General features: G+C 65.2%; 14 protein-coding genes. 3 read left to right on the forward strand and 11 right to left on the reverse strand.

Features of this window, described 5'->3' with window-relative positions:
* The first annotated feature begins 2 nt into the window (after positions 1-2).
* Entirely contained in the window at positions 3-1,640 is a 1,638-nt protein-coding gene (locus K0F86_RS26050) for a serine hydrolase (RefSeq protein ID WP_219137019.1), read from the forward strand.
* A 47-nt stretch (positions 1,641-1,687) separates the two neighbouring features.
* Here K0F86_RS26050 and K0F86_RS26055 read toward each other — a convergent pair whose 3' ends face one another.
* Together K0F86_RS26055 and K0F86_RS26060 are read right to left on the reverse strand one after the other, a co-directional pair.
* A complete protein-coding gene (locus K0F86_RS26055; protein WP_374197329.1) occupies positions 1,688-2,518 on the reverse strand; it encodes a class I SAM-dependent methyltransferase in 831 nt (276 codons plus the stop codon).
* 77 nt (positions 2,519-2,595) lie between these two features.
* Complete coding sequence (locus tag K0F86_RS26060; protein WP_219137021.1) at positions 2,596-3,255, reverse strand: pyridoxamine 5'-phosphate oxidase family protein; 660 nt, start codon at positions 3,253-3,255, stop codon at positions 2,596-2,598.
* 106 nt (positions 3,256-3,361) lie between these two features.
* Between K0F86_RS26060 and K0F86_RS26065 the strand changes: the two genes are divergently transcribed.
* Positions 3,362-4,834 (forward strand): PLP-dependent aminotransferase family protein, encoded by a 1,473-nt coding sequence (locus K0F86_RS26065; protein ID WP_219137022.1) that lies wholly within the window; start codon positions 3,362-3,364, stop codon positions 4,832-4,834.
* A gap of 15 nt (positions 4,835-4,849) precedes the next feature.
* Here K0F86_RS26065 and K0F86_RS26070 read toward each other — a convergent pair whose 3' ends face one another.
* Genes K0F86_RS26070 through K0F86_RS26105 form a run of 8 tightly spaced genes read right to left on the reverse strand, consistent with a single transcriptional unit; the run spans position 4,850 to position 13,101 of the window.
* Positions 4,850-5,629, reverse strand: a complete 780-nt coding sequence (locus tag K0F86_RS26070) for a spermidine synthase (protein WP_219137023.1) — start codon at positions 5,627-5,629, stop codon at positions 4,850-4,852.
* A 58-nt stretch (positions 5,630-5,687) separates the two neighbouring features.
* Positions 5,688-5,771: a PEP-CTERM sorting domain-containing protein gene (locus K0F86_RS26075; RefSeq protein ID WP_219137035.1), complete on the reverse strand. Its 84-nt coding sequence runs from the start codon at positions 5,769-5,771 to the stop codon at positions 5,688-5,690.
* Positions 5,772-5,783: 12 nt separating this feature from the next.
* Positions 5,784-7,088, reverse strand: coding sequence for a PAS domain-containing sensor histidine kinase (locus tag K0F86_RS26080; protein ID WP_257572378.1), 1,305 nt, complete (start codon positions 7,086-7,088; stop codon positions 5,784-5,786).
* A 14-nt stretch (positions 7,089-7,102) separates the two neighbouring features.
* Positions 7,103-8,455, reverse strand: coding sequence for a sigma-54 dependent transcriptional regulator (locus K0F86_RS26085; RefSeq protein WP_219137025.1), 1,353 nt, complete (start codon positions 8,453-8,455; stop codon positions 7,103-7,105).
* Positions 8,456-8,483: 28 nt separating this feature from the next.
* Complete coding sequence (locus tag K0F86_RS26090; RefSeq protein ID WP_219137026.1) at positions 8,484-9,719, reverse strand: ABC transporter permease; 1,236 nt, start codon at positions 9,717-9,719, stop codon at positions 8,484-8,486.
* Between the two features lie 30 nt (positions 9,720-9,749).
* Positions 9,750-11,060, reverse strand: a complete 1,311-nt coding sequence (locus K0F86_RS26095) for an ABC transporter permease (RefSeq protein ID WP_219137027.1) — start codon at positions 11,058-11,060, stop codon at positions 9,750-9,752.
* A gap of 9 nt (positions 11,061-11,069) precedes the next feature.
* Complete coding sequence (locus tag K0F86_RS26100) at positions 11,070-11,798, reverse strand: ABC transporter ATP-binding protein (protein ID WP_219137028.1); 729 nt, start codon at positions 11,796-11,798, stop codon at positions 11,070-11,072.
* Positions 11,799-11,835: 37 nt separating this feature from the next.
* Positions 11,836-13,101, reverse strand: a complete 1,266-nt coding sequence (locus K0F86_RS26105) for an efflux RND transporter periplasmic adaptor subunit (RefSeq protein ID WP_219137029.1) — start codon at positions 13,099-13,101, stop codon at positions 11,836-11,838.
* A gap of 247 nt (positions 13,102-13,348) precedes the next feature.
* Here K0F86_RS26105 and K0F86_RS26110 point away from each other — a divergent pair, with 247 nt between their 5' ends.
* Positions 13,349-14,932 carry a DNA mismatch repair protein MutS gene (locus K0F86_RS26110; RefSeq protein ID WP_219137030.1) on the forward strand — a complete coding sequence of 528 codons (1,584 nt, stop codon included), beginning with the start codon at positions 13,349-13,351 and terminating at the stop codon, positions 14,930-14,932.
* A gap of 9 nt (positions 14,933-14,941) precedes the next feature.
* On the opposite strand, the gene K0F86_RS26115 is transcribed toward K0F86_RS26110, so the two are convergent.
* Positions 14,942-16,867 carry a phosphoethanolamine transferase gene (locus tag K0F86_RS26115; RefSeq protein ID WP_219137031.1) on the reverse strand — a complete coding sequence of 642 codons (1,926 nt, stop codon included), beginning with the start codon at positions 16,865-16,867 and terminating at the stop codon, positions 14,942-14,944.
* Position 16,868: the final 1 nt, after the last annotated feature.

Below are 16,868 nucleotides of genomic sequence, written 5' to 3' on the forward strand. Positions count from 1 at the left end.
CCATGCATACCATGAACCGCCTCGCCGCCGCCATCGTGCTGGCGTTTTCCAGCATCACCATGCCGGCGCTGGCATTTGACGCCATCCCCGTCGTTGCTGCTGCTTTGGCCCCCGCGCCGGCCTTCGATCTTGAGCGTGACGTCGCCACTGCCCTGAAAGTGTTCGACGTGCCCGGCATGGCGATCGCCATCGTCAAGGATGGCAAGGTCATCACCGCCAAAGGTTTTGGCGTACGCAAGCTGGGCGAACCGGCATCCGTCGACGCCAAGACGCTGTTCGAAGTGGCATCGAACTCGAAGGGTTTCACGGCCGCCGCGCTGGCCATGCTGGTTGACGAAGGCAAGCTGGCCTGGGACGATCCCGTCACCAAACATTTGCCCGGCTTCCAGATGCACGATTCCTACGTGACGGGCGCCATGACCATCCGCGACTTGCTGACGCACCGCAGTGGCCTGGGCCTGGGTGCGGGCGACTTGCTGTGGTGGCCCACCACCACGTTCAGCACGGACGAAATCATCGAGAAGCTGCGCTACATCCGTCCGGCCACGAGTTTTCGCAACAGCTATGCCTACGATAACCTGCTGTACATCGTGGCCGGCAAGATCATCGCCGACAAGGCGGGCAAGAGCTGGGGCGAGGCGATGCATGAGCGCATCCTGGCGCCGCTGGGCATGACGGGTACCACCACCAGTCTGGCGGAAAACGTGGGTAATCCCGACGTCGCCAATGCGCACAGCAAGATCGACGGCAAGATCGCCGCCGTCAAGTCGATGCCGGTGCCGAACGCCGTGGGCGCCGTTGGCATCAACACGAATGCGGAAGATATCGCCAAGTGGATGATGGTGCTGCTCGACGAGGGCAAGATCGCCGGCGTGAAGGACAAGGATGGCAAGGACGCGCGCCTGTTCAGCGAAAAGCAGGGTCGCGAAATGTGGACGGCGCAAACGCCGATCAAGATTGCCGAGCCGAAGCCAGAGCTGGCCGCCACCAAACCGAACTTCAGCGCGTATGGCCTGGGCTTCCAGCTGCGCGACTACAAGGGCATGAAAGTGGCCATGCACGGCGGCGCGCTGCAGGGCTTTTATTCGCGCGTGGTGATGGTGCCGGAAGCGAAACTGGGTGTGGCCATACTCACCAATGCGGAAAATGGCGGTTCCATGACGGCGCTGCAATGGCGCATCCTCGACCATTACCTGCAGGCGCCGGCGTCGGACTGGCTGGCGCTGGTGGCCAAGGTGGAGCAGGACCAGCATGCCGAAGAGGTGAAAAAGCAGGGCAAGGCGTCGAGCGCGCGCGCGGCCAAATCGCAGCCATCGCTGCCGCTGGCGGCGTATGACGGCGAGTATGAGGACGCCTGGTATGGCAAGGTCGTGATCAAACCGGAAGGGAAAAAACATATCCTCAGCTTCACGCGCACGCCGGACCTGACGGGCGAGCTGGAACACTGGCAGCACGATACCTTCATCGTGCGCTGGAAGGAGCGCAATTTCAACGCCGATGCCTACGTGACGTTCTCGCTCAATCCCGATGGCAGCATCGACCGCGTGAAAATGGCGCCCGTGTCGGCCGAGACGGATTTCAGCTACGACTTCCAGGACCTGAACCTGGCGCCGGTGAAACCGAAGGAAGTGAAGAAATAAGATGGTAGGTCGGGTTAGCGCGCAGCGCGTAACCCGACACGCTCACTTTATGGCTTGACGAACTTCAGGGTCATGCGGTCGCTCTCGCCGATGGCCGTGTATTTGGCCCGCTCGACATCCTTGTTGGCGTAGGTCGGCGGCAACGCCCAGACGCCGCCCTGATGGTCTGCCGTGTCTTTCGGATTGGCGTTGACCTCGGACTTGGCCGCCAGCTTGAAGCCGGCGCCTTCGGCCAGCTTGATCACATACGCTTCGTGCATGTAGCCGCTGCTGGCCGTGGCATCTTGCGCCTTGCTGGCCGGCAGGCGGTGCTCGACGATGCCGAACACGCCGCCCGGTTTCAGGCTGTCATACACTTCCTTGAACAAGGTCTGCATGCCTGCTTCGCCGATGGGTATCCAGTTGTGGATATTGCGAAAGGTGAACACCATGTCGGCCGTGCCCTTGGGCGCGATGCGGTAGGTGGTGGGCGGTGCGAAGGCACCGATCTCCACCTTGCCGAAAGCAGCGGGATTGGCGTCGAGTTTTTGCTGGAAGCGCGCCGCGCCACGGCGTGCGCCTTCGCTGGCGGATTGAGGATCGTTACCGGCGGCGATCAGCTTGCCGTTGTCGCGCAGGTAGGGCGCCAGGATTTCCGTGTACCAGCCGCCGCCAGGCGCCAGCTCCACCACCGTCATGCCCGGCTTGATGCCGAAGAACGTCAGTGTTTCATACGGGTGCCGGGCGCTGTCGCGCAGCGCGTTGGCCGGCGTGCGTGCACTGCCGGCGATGGCTGCCTTCAAGGCTGCGTCGCTGCTGTCGGCCGCCAGTGCCGCACCGCTGCCGCCACAGGCCAGCATGACCGTCAAGGTCACGGTCAGGGATACTCGCTTCATCATCATCTGCTCCATTCATGAGTGGGTCGATTGGTGGCTATTGCCATCAACGCCGATCATCGGGCAAGCACGCTGGCCGGTCAAGCGGATTCCGTACCCCATGCGGCGGCATACGCGGGCAGCGTGCTGGTGTTGAGCGCATCGGCGATGGCCGCGCCACGGCCGTGCGTAAAAGGCAGTTCGCCCGTCCAGACGACGTGCGCCATGTCGCCCGCGTCGTCGAGCGGGCCACCCTTGCGCTGCTTGACGGCGCATTCGTCGAGCGCGATGCGCAGCACCGTGGTGGCCGCGTATTCCTTGGCGCTGCCGCCGCGCACCTGCGCCAGGCGTCCCGGCGCCAGCTTTTCCATCAGCGCATCCATGGCCGCATGCTGCTGGCCGATGTCGCTCACCTTGTCAAACCGTCCGTACACCATCGCCGAGCGGTAGTTCATGGTGTGATTGAAGGCCGAGCGCGCCAGCACCAGGCCGTCGAGATGGGTGATGGTCACGCACACGTCGGTGTCGTTGACGAGTTGCTTGAGCATGCGGCTACCGTTCGAGCCATGGATGTACAGGTGGCCGTCGATGCGCCAGCAGGCGGTCGGGATGCAATGGCTTCCGTGCTCGTCGCGGAAGGCGATATGGCACAGGAAGGCGGCGTCGACGATGGCATGCAGGGTGGCTTGCTCGTAGCTGGCCAGTTCGGCGACGCGGCGCACGCGGGTACGGGAGCTGGGAGGGAGGGCGACAGCGGTCATGGCGAAAATCCGGTTGGTTGAGGAGGCAGGCCGCACTATAATCGGCATCTGGCCCTGAAAAAAGATCCAGAAGTTAGAAATAATTTGGAGCCATAACGGAAGTCGCATGGATTATGCATTGCTGCTGAACGCTTTCGAACGTACGCACCGCGAGCGGAGCTGGTCGCGCCAGCGCCTGCTGCATGAATGCCTGCGCGCGGCGATCCGCGGTGGCCAGCTGGCTCCCGGCACGCGGCTGGCCGCCACGCGCGTGCTGGCGGCCGAACTGGGACTGGCGCGCAATACCGTGTTGTACGCTTACGAGCAGCTGGCCAGCGAAGGTTTTGTCTTGCCGGACCGGCGCGGCACCGTGGTCGCCGGCACCGTCGGTCAGCAGGAAGTGGCGCCGCCGGCCGGCAGCAAGGATGGCTTGTCGCGCCGCGCACAACATTTGCGCGGCTTGGCGGGACAGGACAGGAATGCGACGGTGGTGTTTCCCGCCGACGCGATGGGGGCGTTCGCGCCGGGCGTGCCGGCGCTCGATGAATTCCCGCTGGCGCAGTGGCGGCGCATGCTGGACCGCGCGTGGCGCGCGCTGACGCCGCGCCAGCTCAATTACGGCGACCCTGCCGGCGAGCCGCAGCTGCGCATGGCCATCGCCGACCATTTGCGCGCCGCGCGCGGCGTCGTCTGCGATGCGGGCCAGGTGTTCATCACGGACGGCACGCAGAGCAGCCTGGATGTGTGCCTGCGCGCCTTTGCCGACCAGGGCGACACCTTGTGGATCGAGCACCCCGGCTATGGCGGCGCGCTGGCGGCGGGTCGTGGCGCCGGCCTGCAGGTGACGGGCATTGCCGTCGACATGGATGGCATCGCGCCGACGGACGACGACTGGAACGCGGCGCCGCCGCGCCTGATCTACACCACGCCGTCGCACCAGTATCCGACCGGCAGCGTGCTCAGTCCCGCGCGCCGCATGGCGCTGCTCGAACGTGCCCGCGCCTTTGGCGCCCTGATCATCGAAGACGATTACGACAGCGAGTTTCGCCATGGCGGCCCGCCCCTGGCGGCCATGCAGGGACTGGTGAGCGATGCGCCCGTCGTGTATCTGGGCACGTTCAGCAAGACCATGTTTCCGGCCTTGCGGCTGGCCTTTATTGTCGTGCCGGCAGGGCTGGCCGGGGCCTTCGCGCAGATGCAGGCGCAGGGCGCCACACGGGGGCGCGTGGCCGAACAGCTGGCGCTGGCCGAGTTCCTGCGCAGCGGCCTGTTTGCGCGCCACGTGCGTCGCATGCGCCGCCTGTATTGCCAGCGCCGCGACGCCTTGAGCGAGGCATTGCAGCGCCATGCGTGTGCGGGCGCGGTCATTCATGGCGGCACGGCCGGCATGCACCTGGCGCTGCGTTTTCAAGACGTCCGGTGGGATGACCTGGCGTTGAGCCGCAGCGCCGCGCAGGACGGCATCGTGGCGCTGGCGTTGTCCGCGCATGGCACGGGCGAGGGCGCCGGCTGGAACGGTTTCCTGCTCGGTTATGCGCAGGTGCCGGCAGAAAACATGGACGGCCTGGCGCGCCGCCTGGGCGCGCTGCTGCCGGTGTGATGCGGCGCTACGGCCTTACTGCTGGTCCTGCATCCACTGCTTCAAGCCGTTGACCCAATTCTTGGCGGGCAGGTTGAATTGCTTCTTGATGGTGGCGGCGCGTTCGTACAAGTCGCTGAAATCGAGCAATGGCGATTTTTTGAAGGCCAGCACGACGATGTTTTCATCTTCCGTTTCCGGCACCCAGACGACGGCGTCGAAGACCAGTTCCATCGCCTGCAAGTTCTTGTCGTAGTTGGGGAAGTCGCCGAAGACATTCGTGCACATGATGCCGTCGTCCGTCAGGCAGTCGACGCAGGCCTGGTAGAACTCGGGCGTGTCGAGCACGGGGCCGCGCGCGTCTTCGTCGTACAGGTCCACTTGCAGCGCATCGACCGTGCCATGGTTGGCAGGATCGAGCACGAAGTCGAGCGCATTCATTTCGCGCACGTCGAGGCGCGCGTCGTTCGGCGGCAGCGCGAACTGGGCGCCGCAGATGGCGATCACGTTCGGATTGAGTTCGATGGCTGTGACCGTGGCATCGGGGAAGCGGCGGTAGCTGAATTTGGTCAGCGCAGCGCTGCCCAGTCCCAGCTGCACGATGCGTTTTGGCTGCGTCTTGAACAGCATCCACATCATCATCATCTGCACGTATTCGAGCTCGATGGCATCGGGTTTGTCCAGGCGCATGGCGCCCTGCACCCACTTGGTACCCAGGTGCAGGTAGCGGATGCCGCGGTGTTCGGTGGTGGTGGCCGGCGGGTGGCCCGGGTGGCTGAAAGCGGTATGGCTGGTGGAGGTAAAGTCGGTGGTCATGGCGTCAGTGTAGCAGCCACCTGAAAAAAGACGCCGCAACGTCTTTTGGGAGGGGAGCTCAAGAATGCTTGCGGCGCCGCGCCAGGAAGCCCAGCAGGCCCAGGCCGGCCAGCATCATGGCATACGTTTTTCGGTTCGGCAGCCGGGATCAGGTTCAGCAGGGAAGAATCAATGTCACCGCCAGTCCACCGCCTTCGCGGTTGGCCAGGGTGATGCGTCCGCCATGCGCTTCGGCGATCTCGCGCGCCAGGGCCAGGCCCAGTCCTGTACCGCTGCGTTTGGTGGAGTAAAACGGCACCAGCGCGTTTTCCAGCACGGCGCCATTCATGCCCGGCCCCCGGTCGCGCACTTCGATGCGCAACTGGCCTTGCGCCTGGCTGACGTGCAGCCCGATGTGCTGGAGCTTGGAGCCGGACTCCAGCGCATTCTTGAGCAGGTTCAGCAGTGCCTGCTGCATTTGCGCCGCATCGAACACGGCCGCCTGCGTCGGCGGCGGGCCGTCGAGCGTGAATGCCGCTTGCGAAGCCAGGCTGTCGAGGAAGGGTTGCCACTCGTATGGCGCCAGGCGCGGCGCGGGCAACTTGGCAAAGCGCGCATAGCCGAGGATGAAGGTTTCCAGGTGGCGCGTGCGCTCCTCGATGGTGGCGAGGATTTGCGGCAGGCGCTCCGTCTGGCCGCGGCGTACCAGCTCGGCGCCGGAATGGGCCAGCGAGGCCAGTGGCGCCAGCGAGTTGTTGAGCTCATGGCTGATGACGCGGATCACCTTTTTCCAGGTCTGCACTTCCTGGCGCCGCAGTTCCAGGGTCAGTTGGCGCAGCAGCAGCAGCTCGTGCTTGCGCCCGTTCAGGCTGAAGCTGCGCCGCGCCAGGTGATACACCTCTTCCTGTTCCCCTTCGCCGCTGGTAAACAGACCGTCGTTGCGGCGCGCGAGCGCCTCGGCCAGGGCCGGTGCCGCCTGCTGCACGATGTCGGCCAGGTGATGCCCTTCGAGCCGGCGGCCGTGGTGCAGCAACTGGCGCGCGGCCAGGTTGGCGTAGACGATGGCGCTGCCCTCGGCCACCAGCAGCATGGCCACCGGCGTGTTTTGCACCATGGTGTCGAGCAGCAGTTCGCGCTGCACCAGGTCCAGGCGCTGCTTGCGCAGCACGTCGCCGAGCGCATTGTGGGCCGCCACCAGGTCGGCCAGTTCATCGTTCTGCGGCCAGCGCAAGCTGAAGCCGAAGTCGCCATCCTGGTAGCTGGCGACCGTGCCGCTCAAGGCGCGAAACAGCGACAGCATCGATTGCAGCTGTGCGCGGATGGTAATGACGGCCACCGGCAGCACGCACAGCAGGGTACCGGCCAGCACCAGCAGCGGCTGGCCAGGTAAAAAATGCGCGAGCAGCAGGGCGATGACAATGCCCAGCACCAGCAAGGTGACGATCAGCGCCGTCCAGCGCGTCAGCAGGGAGAGGCGCATGGGACGGTAGGCCATCAGCCGCGCGCGATGCCCAGGCGCTCCATGCGCCGGTACAGCGCCTGGCGCGACAGGCCCAGTTCCTGCGCCGCCTGCGCCACCACGCCGTGCGCGCGCGCCAGGGCGGCAACGACGCTGTCGCGGTCCGGCTCCGCCGCTGCGCCATCCTGCGGCACGCGCAGCGATGGCGCAGCCGCCACCGGCAAGCCCGTTTCCAGCGCGCCGATCACCGGGCCGGCCGTCAGCAGGCTGGCGCGCTGCATCACGTTTTTCAGCTCGCGCACGTTGCCCGGCCAGCCGTGCGCCAGCAGGGTCGCCTGCGCCTGCGCGTCCAGGGTTTTTTCGCTGCCCAGGAAATGCCGCGCCAGTACCAGGATGTCCAGCGGGCGCTGCGCCAGCGGCGGCAGGCGCAGTTCGATCACGTTCAAGCGGTAGAACAGGTCTTCGCGAAACGTGCCGGCCTTGATCATCGCCGGCAGGTCGGCATTGCTGGCGCTGATGACGCGCACTTTCACTTGCCGCTCGCGGTTCGAACCGAGGCGCTCGAAGCGTCCCGTTTCCAGCACGCGCAGCAGTTTCATTTGTCCGGCCAGCGGCAGGTTGCCGATTTCGTCGAGGAACAGGGTGCCGCCGTCGGCCGCGTCGAACTTGCCATCGCGCGCGCGCGTGATGCCGGTATAGGCACCCGCCTCGGCGCCGAACAGTTCCGCCTCGATCAGCTCCACCGGCACGGCGCCGCAATTGAGCACGACGAAGGGACCGCTGGCGACCTGCGAATTGGCTTGCACGATGGCGGCGATGCGTTCCTTGCCGCTGCCGTTCGGCCCCGAAATGAGCACGGGCACGTCGGCCCGCGCCACCTGGCACGCCAGGTGCACCACTCTTTCGGTGGCCGGGTCTTGCCACACCATGCCGCGCAAATCGAAGTCGTGTTCCAGTGCGTGGCGCTGGCGCCGCTCGGCCACCACGCGCTGGCGCAGCGCGCGGTTGGCCTGTCCCAGTTCCAGCAGGTTCTGCACGGAAGCGATCAGGCGCCGGTCATCCCATGGCTTGGCCAGGTAGTCGGCCGCGCCGGACTTGATCAGGTCGACGGCCGCGTCGAGCTGGGTCCATGCCGTCAGCAGGATCACGGGCAGGTCCGGGTAGCGCGCGCGGATGGCGTGGAACAGCGCGCTGCCTTCCTCGCCCGAGGTGGTGTCGGCCGTGAAGTTCATGTCCTGCACCACCAGGTCGATGGCGTGGCGCTCGAGCAGCTGCAGGCCTTCCTCGGGCGAGGCGGCGCGCACGGCGTCGATCTCGTGCAGGGAGAACAGCACGTCGAGCGCGATGGACACGGCGGCATTGTCGTCAATAATCAGTACGGTAGGCATGCGCGCAGCATATCACTCAGGTGCCGGCTCAGGTACTGCGGGTGGCAGTGGCCGGCGAAATACTGGCCGCGCGCCATGCCGGGCCGTACACGGCGCCCAGGCCCAGCAGCCAGAAGACGGCCGCGCCACCCAGCAGGTAGGGCAGGGGCAGGCGCGCCATTTCCAGCTGGCTTACCAGCAGCTGGTTCAGCGCCAGGGCCAGCAGCACGCCGGCAGCCACGCCCACGCTGGTGATCATGAAATTCTCCGTTAAAAAATAGCGCAGGATGTCGACGCGGCGCGCGCCCAGTGCGCGCCGCACGCCGATCTGCTTCCTGCGCTGCGTCACCCACAGGCTGGCGATGCCGACGATGCCGCTGGCTGTCACCAGCAGCAGCAGGGCCGAGACCGTGATCAGCATCCACGACATCGCGTGGTCGGCGCGGTAGCGCGTGTCGCGGTCTTCATCGAGCGTGCGCAGGCGCAGGATCAGCTTGTCCGGCGTGGCTGCGCGGATGGCCTGCTCGGCTTCCTTCATCACGCGGTCGCGCTGGCCCGCTTCGGCACGGATGGTCAGCAGGGTATCGCCGTCGCCCGTCAGGCGTACGGGAAACAGCACCGAATACTCTCCCTTGTCACCCACTTCCGCACCCTGGCTCTGCAGCCGCTCGACGACGCCGACGACTTGCAATTGCTGCGCTCCTTCGCCGGTGCCCAGGAAGAGGGGCATGCCCAGCGCACTGCCGCCACCAGGGTGGATTTTCTCGGCCATTGCCCGCGTGACGATGACTTGCGGGGGGAATTCTTCCGTCACGTTCTGGTCGATTTCGACGATCTCGGCTGGCGTGAAGTCACGTCCTTCCACCAGCTTCAGCCCCCAGGTCTTGATCAGCGAATCGGGCGTGATATACACGGCGGCAATGGCGGAACTATTTTCCTGCTTGCGGCTGGCGGCGAAGCCGCTGTTGCTGCCGCTGCGCGACAACGGCACCTGGCTCACCTGTGCTACCGAGACGACGCCCGGCACGGCGCGCGCGGCCGCGGCCAGGCGCTTTTGCAGCGCGAGTTCTTCGTTGTGACCCAGCGGGCGCAGGTTGCGCGCCAGCAGGTGGAAGACGTCGCCCTCCGCCGCCACGCCGCTGGGTCGCGCCGCCACTTCCTGGCGCACGTTGACGATATGCAGGGCATTGGCCAGGATGGCCAGGCTCAGGGCTACTTGCACGGCGACCAGGATGGCGCCGGTTTTGCTGCGCATCAGCGCAGACAGGATGGGTCGGATTTCCATGGTGATCCTATTCGTGTGCGGTCGATTCTGTCATTGGGATTTGAGCTGGATGGCCGGCGTCACCTGGCAGGCGCGCCAGGTCGGCAGCAGGCCCGCCAGGATCGCCGCGGCCACCGAGATGACGAAGGTCATGGCCAGCATCACCCAGTCCATGTGCGCGGCGACGGTCAGCTGCTTCGACTGCATGCCGATCAGTGCCAGCGCACCGAAGGACAGCAACAGTCCCAACATGCCGCCGGCCAGGCCGATGACGGTGGTCTCGACGAGGAACTGGCGGAAGATATCGCTGCGCGAGGCACCCAGTGCGCGGCGGATGCCCACCTCGGCGGCGCGTACCGAGAACTTGGCCAGCAGCAGGCCGATGGTGTTGACCAGGCACAGGGCCAGAAAACCGAAGGCCAGCCAAGCCGACAGCTTGTTGTCATTGCCCACCACGCGCAGGTGCACCAGCCATTCATCGATGCTGAACAAGCGGTTAGGCGCAGCGCGTTTCAGGCGGCCCAGCTTGCGCTGCTCCTGCGCATAGCTGTCGAGGTAATTTTGCAGTTCGCCACGCTGGCCGTCGTTGGCCATCTCGAACCAGAACTGCATCCACGTGCATTCCGAATCGAGCGTGCCCTGGTAGCCCGGCTCTCGGTTGCCGCTGCAGTTCATGCTGCCGTTATGGCTGGTCTGGTGGCGGATCGCGCTGGTAAACGGGATGAAGTAACTGTCCTCGCTGCCAAAGGCGCCGCTGCCGATGATGCGATGGATGCGCGGCACGGGTTCCCATGTATCGAGCACGCCCGTGATCTGGTATTGGAAGCCCATGAGCGTCATGCGCTGGCCCACAGGATTGCTGTCGCCGTACAGCTTTTCCGCCAGCTTGCGCGACAGGACGATGACGTCGGCACCGGCGGCATCGTCGGCCTCGCTCCATGGCTGGCCATGCAGAAAGGGCGTCTCGAACATGGGAAAGAAATCGCGGTAGGCGGCCAGGCCTTGCGACGTGAAGGCGCCGATGTCCTTGCGCTGCGGCTCGATGGCACCGCCCACGCCGAACATGACGCTGCGCCGCTCGCCCATTTTGCTGTTCTGGAAATTGACGGCGTCGCGGTAGCTGAGCTGCTTGTCGTCCGATGTATTTCCCGGCGTATAGCCGGAGAGGGAACCATTGTCGACCAGCGGCACGAACATGCGGCCATTCTTGTGCGGCAGGGGATTGCCCGACATGACATGCAGGATGGTCAGGGTAGAGATGCTGGCGGCCACGCCGATGGCCAGGGTCAGCACCATCAGTGCCGTCAGGGCAGGGTTGCGGCGCAGGCTGCGCAGGCCGAGCAGAAAGTAGTACTGGAACATGGGCGATCCTCAGACAGTGGCGGCGTTGCTGCCGGCCTTGGCCTGGCGGCTGGCCAGCGACGGCCCCTTGTGCGCCAGGTCCGACACCTGGCCGTCGATGATGTGCACATTGCGCTGGCTGCGCAGCGCCAGTTCGGGATCGTGCGTGACCATCAGGATGGTGGTGCCTTGCGCGTTGATGTCTTCCAGCAGTTCCATCACGCCGCGCGCCATCTGCGTGTCCAGGTTGCCGGTCGGTTCATCGGCCAGCAACAGTTTGGGCGAGCCGGCCAGCGCGCGCGCGATCGCCACGCGCTGCTGCTGGCCGCCCGACAGTTCGGCCGGATAGTGTTTCATGCGCGACGCCAGGCCCACCTTGGCCAAGGCATCCTCGATGCGTTCGCGCCGCTCGGCACTGTTGAAGCCCCGATAGCGCAGCGGCACGTCGACGTTGTCGAACAGTGACAGGTCGGGGATCAGATTAAAACCCTGGAAGATGAAGCCGAGTTTTTCATTGCGCAGGCGCGAGCGGGCATTGTCGTTCATGCCCTTCACGTTGACGCCGTCGAGGATGTATTCGCCGTCGGTGAATTCTTCCAGCAGGCCAGCGATGTTCAGAAAGCTCGTCTTGCCCGAGCCGGACGGCCCCGTGACGGTGACGAACTCACCTTGTTGTACATGGATGTCGAAGCCGCGCAGCGCGTGCGTTTCGATCATGTGGGTGCGATAGACTTTGCTCAGGTTTTGCATGCGCAGCATGGAGGGCCTCTTGATGGAATGGAGTGGGTGCAGCTGACTAATTGAGGGAAACGCGGGCCGCGTTCTCGAACGCTTCCGTGCCGGCGACCACCACCTTGTCGCCCAGCTTCAGGCCGCCGAGGATTTCCACGGCCGAGACGCTGGTGGCGCCCATCTTGATGGGCGTGCGGATGGCCACGCCGTCGCGCACGACATAGGCGTAGCGGCCGCCTTCGGCCTCGACGAAGGGGCCGCGCGCCAGCATCAGCACATTCGGCTTTTCGTCGATCAGCAGGCGTGCCGTGACGCGCTGGTTCTGGCGCAGGCCGGCCGGCTGTTCGCCGTTGAAGCGCACGCGCGCCAGCACCTGGTTTTTGACCACTTCGGGCGACAGGGCCGAGAGTTTGCCCGTTGCCTTGATGGCGCCCGTTTCGATTTCCGCGCGCATGCCCAGGCCGATATCGGCCACATAGGTTTCCGGCACTTCCAGCTCGACTTCCAGCTGCGACAGGTCGACCAGGGTCATCAGCGCCGTATTGGCTTGCACCACGCTGCGGTTGGCGACCGACAGGGTGCCGATGAAGCCGTTGACGGGGGCGCGCACGGTCAGTTCGTCGACGCGGCGCTGGGCGTTGTCACGGCTCAGGCGCTGGCGTTCCAGCTCATTCGCCTTGGTTTTCAAGGCCAGGGTCACGTCCTCGCTTTCCAGGCCCGCCGCCTGCGAGGCGTGCTTGCTGCGGATATCGGCCGAATTCAACGCATCCTTGGCCTTCTGATAATCGATCTTGGCGATGATGCCCACCTGCGCCACGCTTTCATAGCGCTCCAGCGTGCGCTGTGCGGACAGGCGTTCGATTTCGGCCGTATCGGCTTCACGGCGCGCCAGCAGTTTTTGTTTCTTGGCCAGGATCTGCTGGCGCGCCACTTCCGCTTCCAGTTGCTGCACGCTCGATTGCTCGCGCTTCAATGCGTCGGACAGGTCCGGCGATTCCAGCACGGCCAGGATGTCGCCCTTTTTCACCGTGTCACCGGCCTTGGCCTTCAATGTCACGGTCGCTACCGTTGTCGAATACAGGGTGGGACTGATGGCGGCCACCACCCGGCCATTCACGGCCGCGTCGCGGATCAGGGTGCCGCGCGTGACGTCGGCGATGCGCAGGCGGCTGCTGTTGACGGAATGCTCGCTGTTGCGCCAGCCGGCAACGGCAGCGATGGCGGCGCCGATGACGATGACGGCGCCGGCCAGCAGCAGGGCACGTTGCTTGTGGCGCTGGCCCGGTGGGGCGGACAACACGGCGTCTTGGGAAGAGGTATCGCGGATCATGGTCGGGTCTCGTGGAGAATGCCTTTCCCAATGCACGATCCGTGCCAGTTATTAAGTCGTTGATTTGAATGGAGATTTTTTTTGGTGTCCGGCTGTCCGCCGTGTCCGCCCCGCCCAGGCGGTGTCCGCGTGCGCGGCAGTGTCGCGGCGTGTGCGCATGGATCTTGATATTCTGGCAATTGACCTGATCTGCGGCACAGGCAGTGATGGCGCGCGGCGCCATGCTGGTCCCCTACTTTGGAGCATGATGTCGCCTTCGCCCTCCCTTTTTGCCCGCCTGCGTCCTTGGCTGCGCCAGTTTGCCAGCCTGCCCGAGCCGGCGGAACTCGATTATCCATTTGCCGCCAGCGACATCGCCATGCTGCAGCGGATCGAAGGCGGCTTGCCCCAGCTCGATAGCCAGACGTGGGATGAAATGCTGCTCGACGCCTACCATGCGCAACTGGCCACGCAGACCAGCATTCTTGGCCAGCAGCGATTGCATCAGCGTCTGGCGAGCGGCACGGCGGACGTCGCTTCACGCGCGCGTATCGCGGCCTTGCTGGCGGCGCCGGCACAGCAGGCGGTGATCGAGCACGCCATGCAGCCGCTGCGCACGGCAGATAGGGAAGTGGCGGCGCTGCTGTGCGGCGCAGCGCCGCCAGCACCACCGTGGTGGAGCCGCTGGCTGCTGCTGCCGACACTGGCGTTGTTGGTGTCGCTGCTGGCCGCGTGGCTGTTTGCGCCGCTGGCATGGGCCGTCGCGGTGCCCGTCTGGCTCTTGCTGATGGCGTTGCAGATGCGTTTTTACGACCGTTGCAAACCGTGGGAGCGCAGCGTCTTTACCTTGCAGCAGATACTGCTGGTGCATGGTCGCCTGGGCGCGCTCGATACCGCGTTCACGGCGGATATGCGAGAAGGTGGGCGGGCTGCCGGCGTGATCAACCGCCAGATCACGCCAGTACGCTGGATCAAGATGATTCCCCTGCTGAGCGAATATGATGACTGGCTCATGCTGGGCAATATCCGGCGCTACTTTCACAGCCTGCGCGTGGTGCGGCGCGAACGCGCCTTCCTGCGCCAGAGTTTCCTGCTGCTGGCCGACCTGGAGGCGGACCTGGCCCTGGCGCGCCACCTGCGCGGTCGCGCGCAGTTTTGCTGGGCGCAGGAAGCCGATGCGCGGCAGTTGTCGCTCGATGCCATGGTGCATCCGCTGCTGGAACGCGCCGTGCCGCTGTCGCTGCGGCTCGCTGGTCGCGGCGCCTTCATTTCGGGGCAGAACGCCATCGGCAAGAGTACCCTGTTGCGCGGCGTGGGTCTCAATCTGATCAGTGCGCGCGCCTTCGGCTTTTGCTATGCGCAGACGGCCCAGGTGCCCATGCTGCCCCTGTATTCGAGCATGCAGAATGAAGACTCGCTCGATGGCGGCGAAAGTCTCTATATCGCCGAATTGCGGCGCGCGCGCGAATTGCTGGCGCTGGCCGAAGCGGGGGCGCCGGCGCTGTTCCTGATCGACGAGATTTTCCGCGGCACCAACCACCTCGAATCGGTGGCGGCCGCGGCCGCCGTGCTGCATTCCCTGGCCGCGCGCCACCTGGTGATCGTCTCGTCGCACAACCTGGTGCTGGGGCCGCTGCTGGAAGACTGCCTGGCGCCGTGGTGCGTGCGCCGCGATGACGGGGGAGCGCTGCGGCTGGCGCCCGGCGTGCTGCAGGCCACCAACGGCATCGCCCTGCTGGCGCAGCGCGGTTTTGACGCCGGTATCGCTGACAAGGCCGGGCGCGTCTTTGACTGGCTCAGCACGCACATGGCGCAACCGGCCGATTGCGGCGGCGTGCTCGAACGGGGGTGATGGCCGCCCTTACTTGTCCTGCTTTTCCGGCGTGCTCTTGTCGATCACTTCGCGGCAATCGCCGCGGATGATGGCGTTGTCGTAGTTGGTCCAGCCGTAGCTGTCGACGTAGCGCTTGTGCTGCTTGAAGCGGGGGCTGGCGATGCTCCATTCGGGCTGTTCGCCGGCAAAGCGGATGTCGCCCAGGTCGAGCAGCGTGTGGAACATGTTTTCCGTCGACAGGCGTGCCTTTTGATGGCGCCGCAGCTGCGTCACCTTGTCCGGATAGTGCTGCTGGAATTGCGGCGAATACCAGACGAAGGCGGGCACGTGGAATTCGAATTGCGTGTTGTGGCCATGGAAGGCCAGGCGGCAGGTGCCGTCGTACAGGGTCTGGCCATGATCGGCCACGTAGACGAGCGAGCTGCGCAGGGCGGTGCGCTGGCCATCGTCCTTCAGCATGCCGATCACGTTCGACAGGAACCAGTCCGTGTACAGGATGGAGCTGTCGTAGCTGTTGTTCAGCTGCGGCTTGATGGCCGTGTCCGTGTAGACGGGCTTGTCGACGCCGAACAGCGACGGCTGCCACTTGTCGAAGGACTTCGGATAACGCTGGCTGTAGTTCCAGTGGCTGCCCAGCGTGTGCAGCACGATGAGTTTTTTCGGCGCCGGGTCGGCCAGCGCATTCTTGAACGGGTCGAACAGGATCTGGTCGAAGTTCGAACTGTTGGTAAAGCCGCCCAGGTTCAGGAATTGCACCACGTCCGCTTCCTTGGCAAACACGGACACGGGCGTGTCGAACTGGCCGAACGAAATCTGGTTCGACAGCCAGTAAGTCTTGAAGCCCGCTTCCTTGTAGGCGGTGAGGAAGGATTTTTCCGAGAAGCCATCCTTGAGGCTTTGCGTCGCCGGCTTGCGCGAGATGATGACGGGCACGGACAGGCGCGTGGCGGAAACGGCCGTGATGACATCGGCCAGCGGCACCAGGTTGGCTTCCTGTTTCAGCAGGGGATTGGTGTCGCGTTCGTAGCCGTTCAGGCTCCAGCGGTCGTAGCGCGACGATTCGCCGATCACCATGACCACCACTTCCGGATGGGCATCGGGCTGTTGCTGGTGCGCGCCGAAACGGAAGTTGCTGCTTTTCTGTCCCAGCTCGGCCAGGTACTTGCGTTCCTTGTAGAAATCGAAGCCGCGCGCGGCCGGGCCGAAAGGCCAGGAATTGCTGACGGTGTCGAAGGCGTAGGGCAGGCGCGCCCAGTGGGGCAGGCTGGGCCAGCCCAGGCCCGTTTCGTCGGCGCCGGCGATACTGGCGTTCTCCGGCTTGCTGCTTTCCTCGTCTTCTTCGGCTGTTTCGTCTTCGGTCGAGCTGGCGTCGCCGAAGCCGGAGGCGCCCGCCTTGCCGCTGGCCGCCGGCTTGCCGGCCTTGGCGGACGCGGGCGCGCTATGCGGAACCTTGGCCTCGAAACCGAATTCGTAGCCATACCACCAGAAGCCGCCCAGCAGGATCAGCAGCACGAAGGCGGCCGGGCGCGTCTTGCCGCGCCAGTCCAGGTCGCGCGTGCGCGTGGCCGCAAACCAGCCGAGCAGGCACCAGGCGATCACGCCCAGCATGACGGCGCCCATCAGCCACACTTTTTGCCCGAGGAATTCCATCGCTTCCTTGGGGCTGGTTTCGAAGATGATGCCCAGGTGGTGCGTGGAAATGCCCTGGCCGTAGAAGATGAACAGGTAGATTTCCGTCGGCAGGGCCAGGAAGGCGGGCACCAGCAGCCAGTGGAAGTACGCGGGACGCTTGAATACGCTCCAGACGGCCAGCCAGGCCAGCAGCTCGAAGGTGAGCATCTGCCAGGGATGCTCGGGCGCACGCCCCAGCAGCGCGGGGACGAAGGGCACGGCCGTCAGCAAGGCATACGTCAGGAGCAGGAACAGATTGGCGGGGCGAAGCAAGGAGCGCATA

The sequence above is a fragment of the Janthinobacterium sp. UMAB-60 genome (assembly GCF_900095235.1).
Lineage (GTDB): Bacteria > Pseudomonadota > Gammaproteobacteria > Burkholderiales > Burkholderiaceae_D > Janthinobacterium.

What these genes read in the sequence shown, in the direction of transcription:
- K0F86_RS26050 (WP_219137019.1), top strand. Translation starts at nt 3, where the DNA reads ATGCATACCATGAACCGCCTCGCCGCCGCCATCGTGCTGGCGTTTTCC.
- K0F86_RS26055 (WP_374197329.1), bottom strand. Translation starts at nt 2,518, where the DNA reads ATGATGAAGCGAGTATCCCTGACCGTGACCTTGACGGTCATGCTGGCC.
- K0F86_RS26060 (WP_219137021.1), bottom strand. Translation starts at nt 3,255, where the DNA reads ATGACCGCTGTCGCCCTCCCTCCCAGCTCCCGTACCCGCGTGCGCCGC.
- K0F86_RS26065 (WP_219137022.1), top strand. Translation starts at nt 3,362, where the DNA reads ATGGATTATGCATTGCTGCTGAACGCTTTCGAACGTACGCACCGCGAG.
- K0F86_RS26070 (WP_219137023.1), bottom strand. Translation starts at nt 5,629, where the DNA reads ATGACCACCGACTTTACCTCCACCAGCCATACCGCTTTCAGCCACCCG.
- K0F86_RS26080 (WP_257572378.1), bottom strand. Translation starts at nt 7,088, where the DNA reads ATGCGCCTCTCCCTGCTGACGCGCTGGACGGCGCTGATCGTCACCTTG.
- K0F86_RS26085 (WP_219137025.1), bottom strand. Translation starts at nt 8,455, where the DNA reads ATGCCTACCGTACTGATTATTGACGACAATGCCGCCGTGTCCATCGCG.
- K0F86_RS26090 (WP_219137026.1), bottom strand. Translation starts at nt 9,719, where the DNA reads ATGGAAATCCGACCCATCCTGTCTGCGCTGATGCGCAGCAAAACCGGC.
- K0F86_RS26095 (WP_219137027.1), bottom strand. Translation starts at nt 11,060, where the DNA reads ATGTTCCAGTACTACTTTCTGCTCGGCCTGCGCAGCCTGCGCCGCAAC.
- K0F86_RS26100 (WP_219137028.1), bottom strand. Translation starts at nt 11,798, where the DNA reads ATGCTGCGCATGCAAAACCTGAGCAAAGTCTATCGCACCCACATGATC.
- K0F86_RS26105 (WP_219137029.1), bottom strand. Translation starts at nt 13,101, where the DNA reads ATGATCCGCGATACCTCTTCCCAAGACGCCGTGTTGTCCGCCCCACCG.
- K0F86_RS26110 (WP_219137030.1), top strand. Translation starts at nt 13,349, where the DNA reads ATGTCGCCTTCGCCCTCCCTTTTTGCCCGCCTGCGTCCTTGGCTGCGC.
- K0F86_RS26115 (WP_219137031.1), bottom strand. Translation starts at nt 16,867, where the DNA reads ATGCGCTCCTTGCTTCGCCCCGCCAATCTGTTCCTGCTCCTGACGTAT.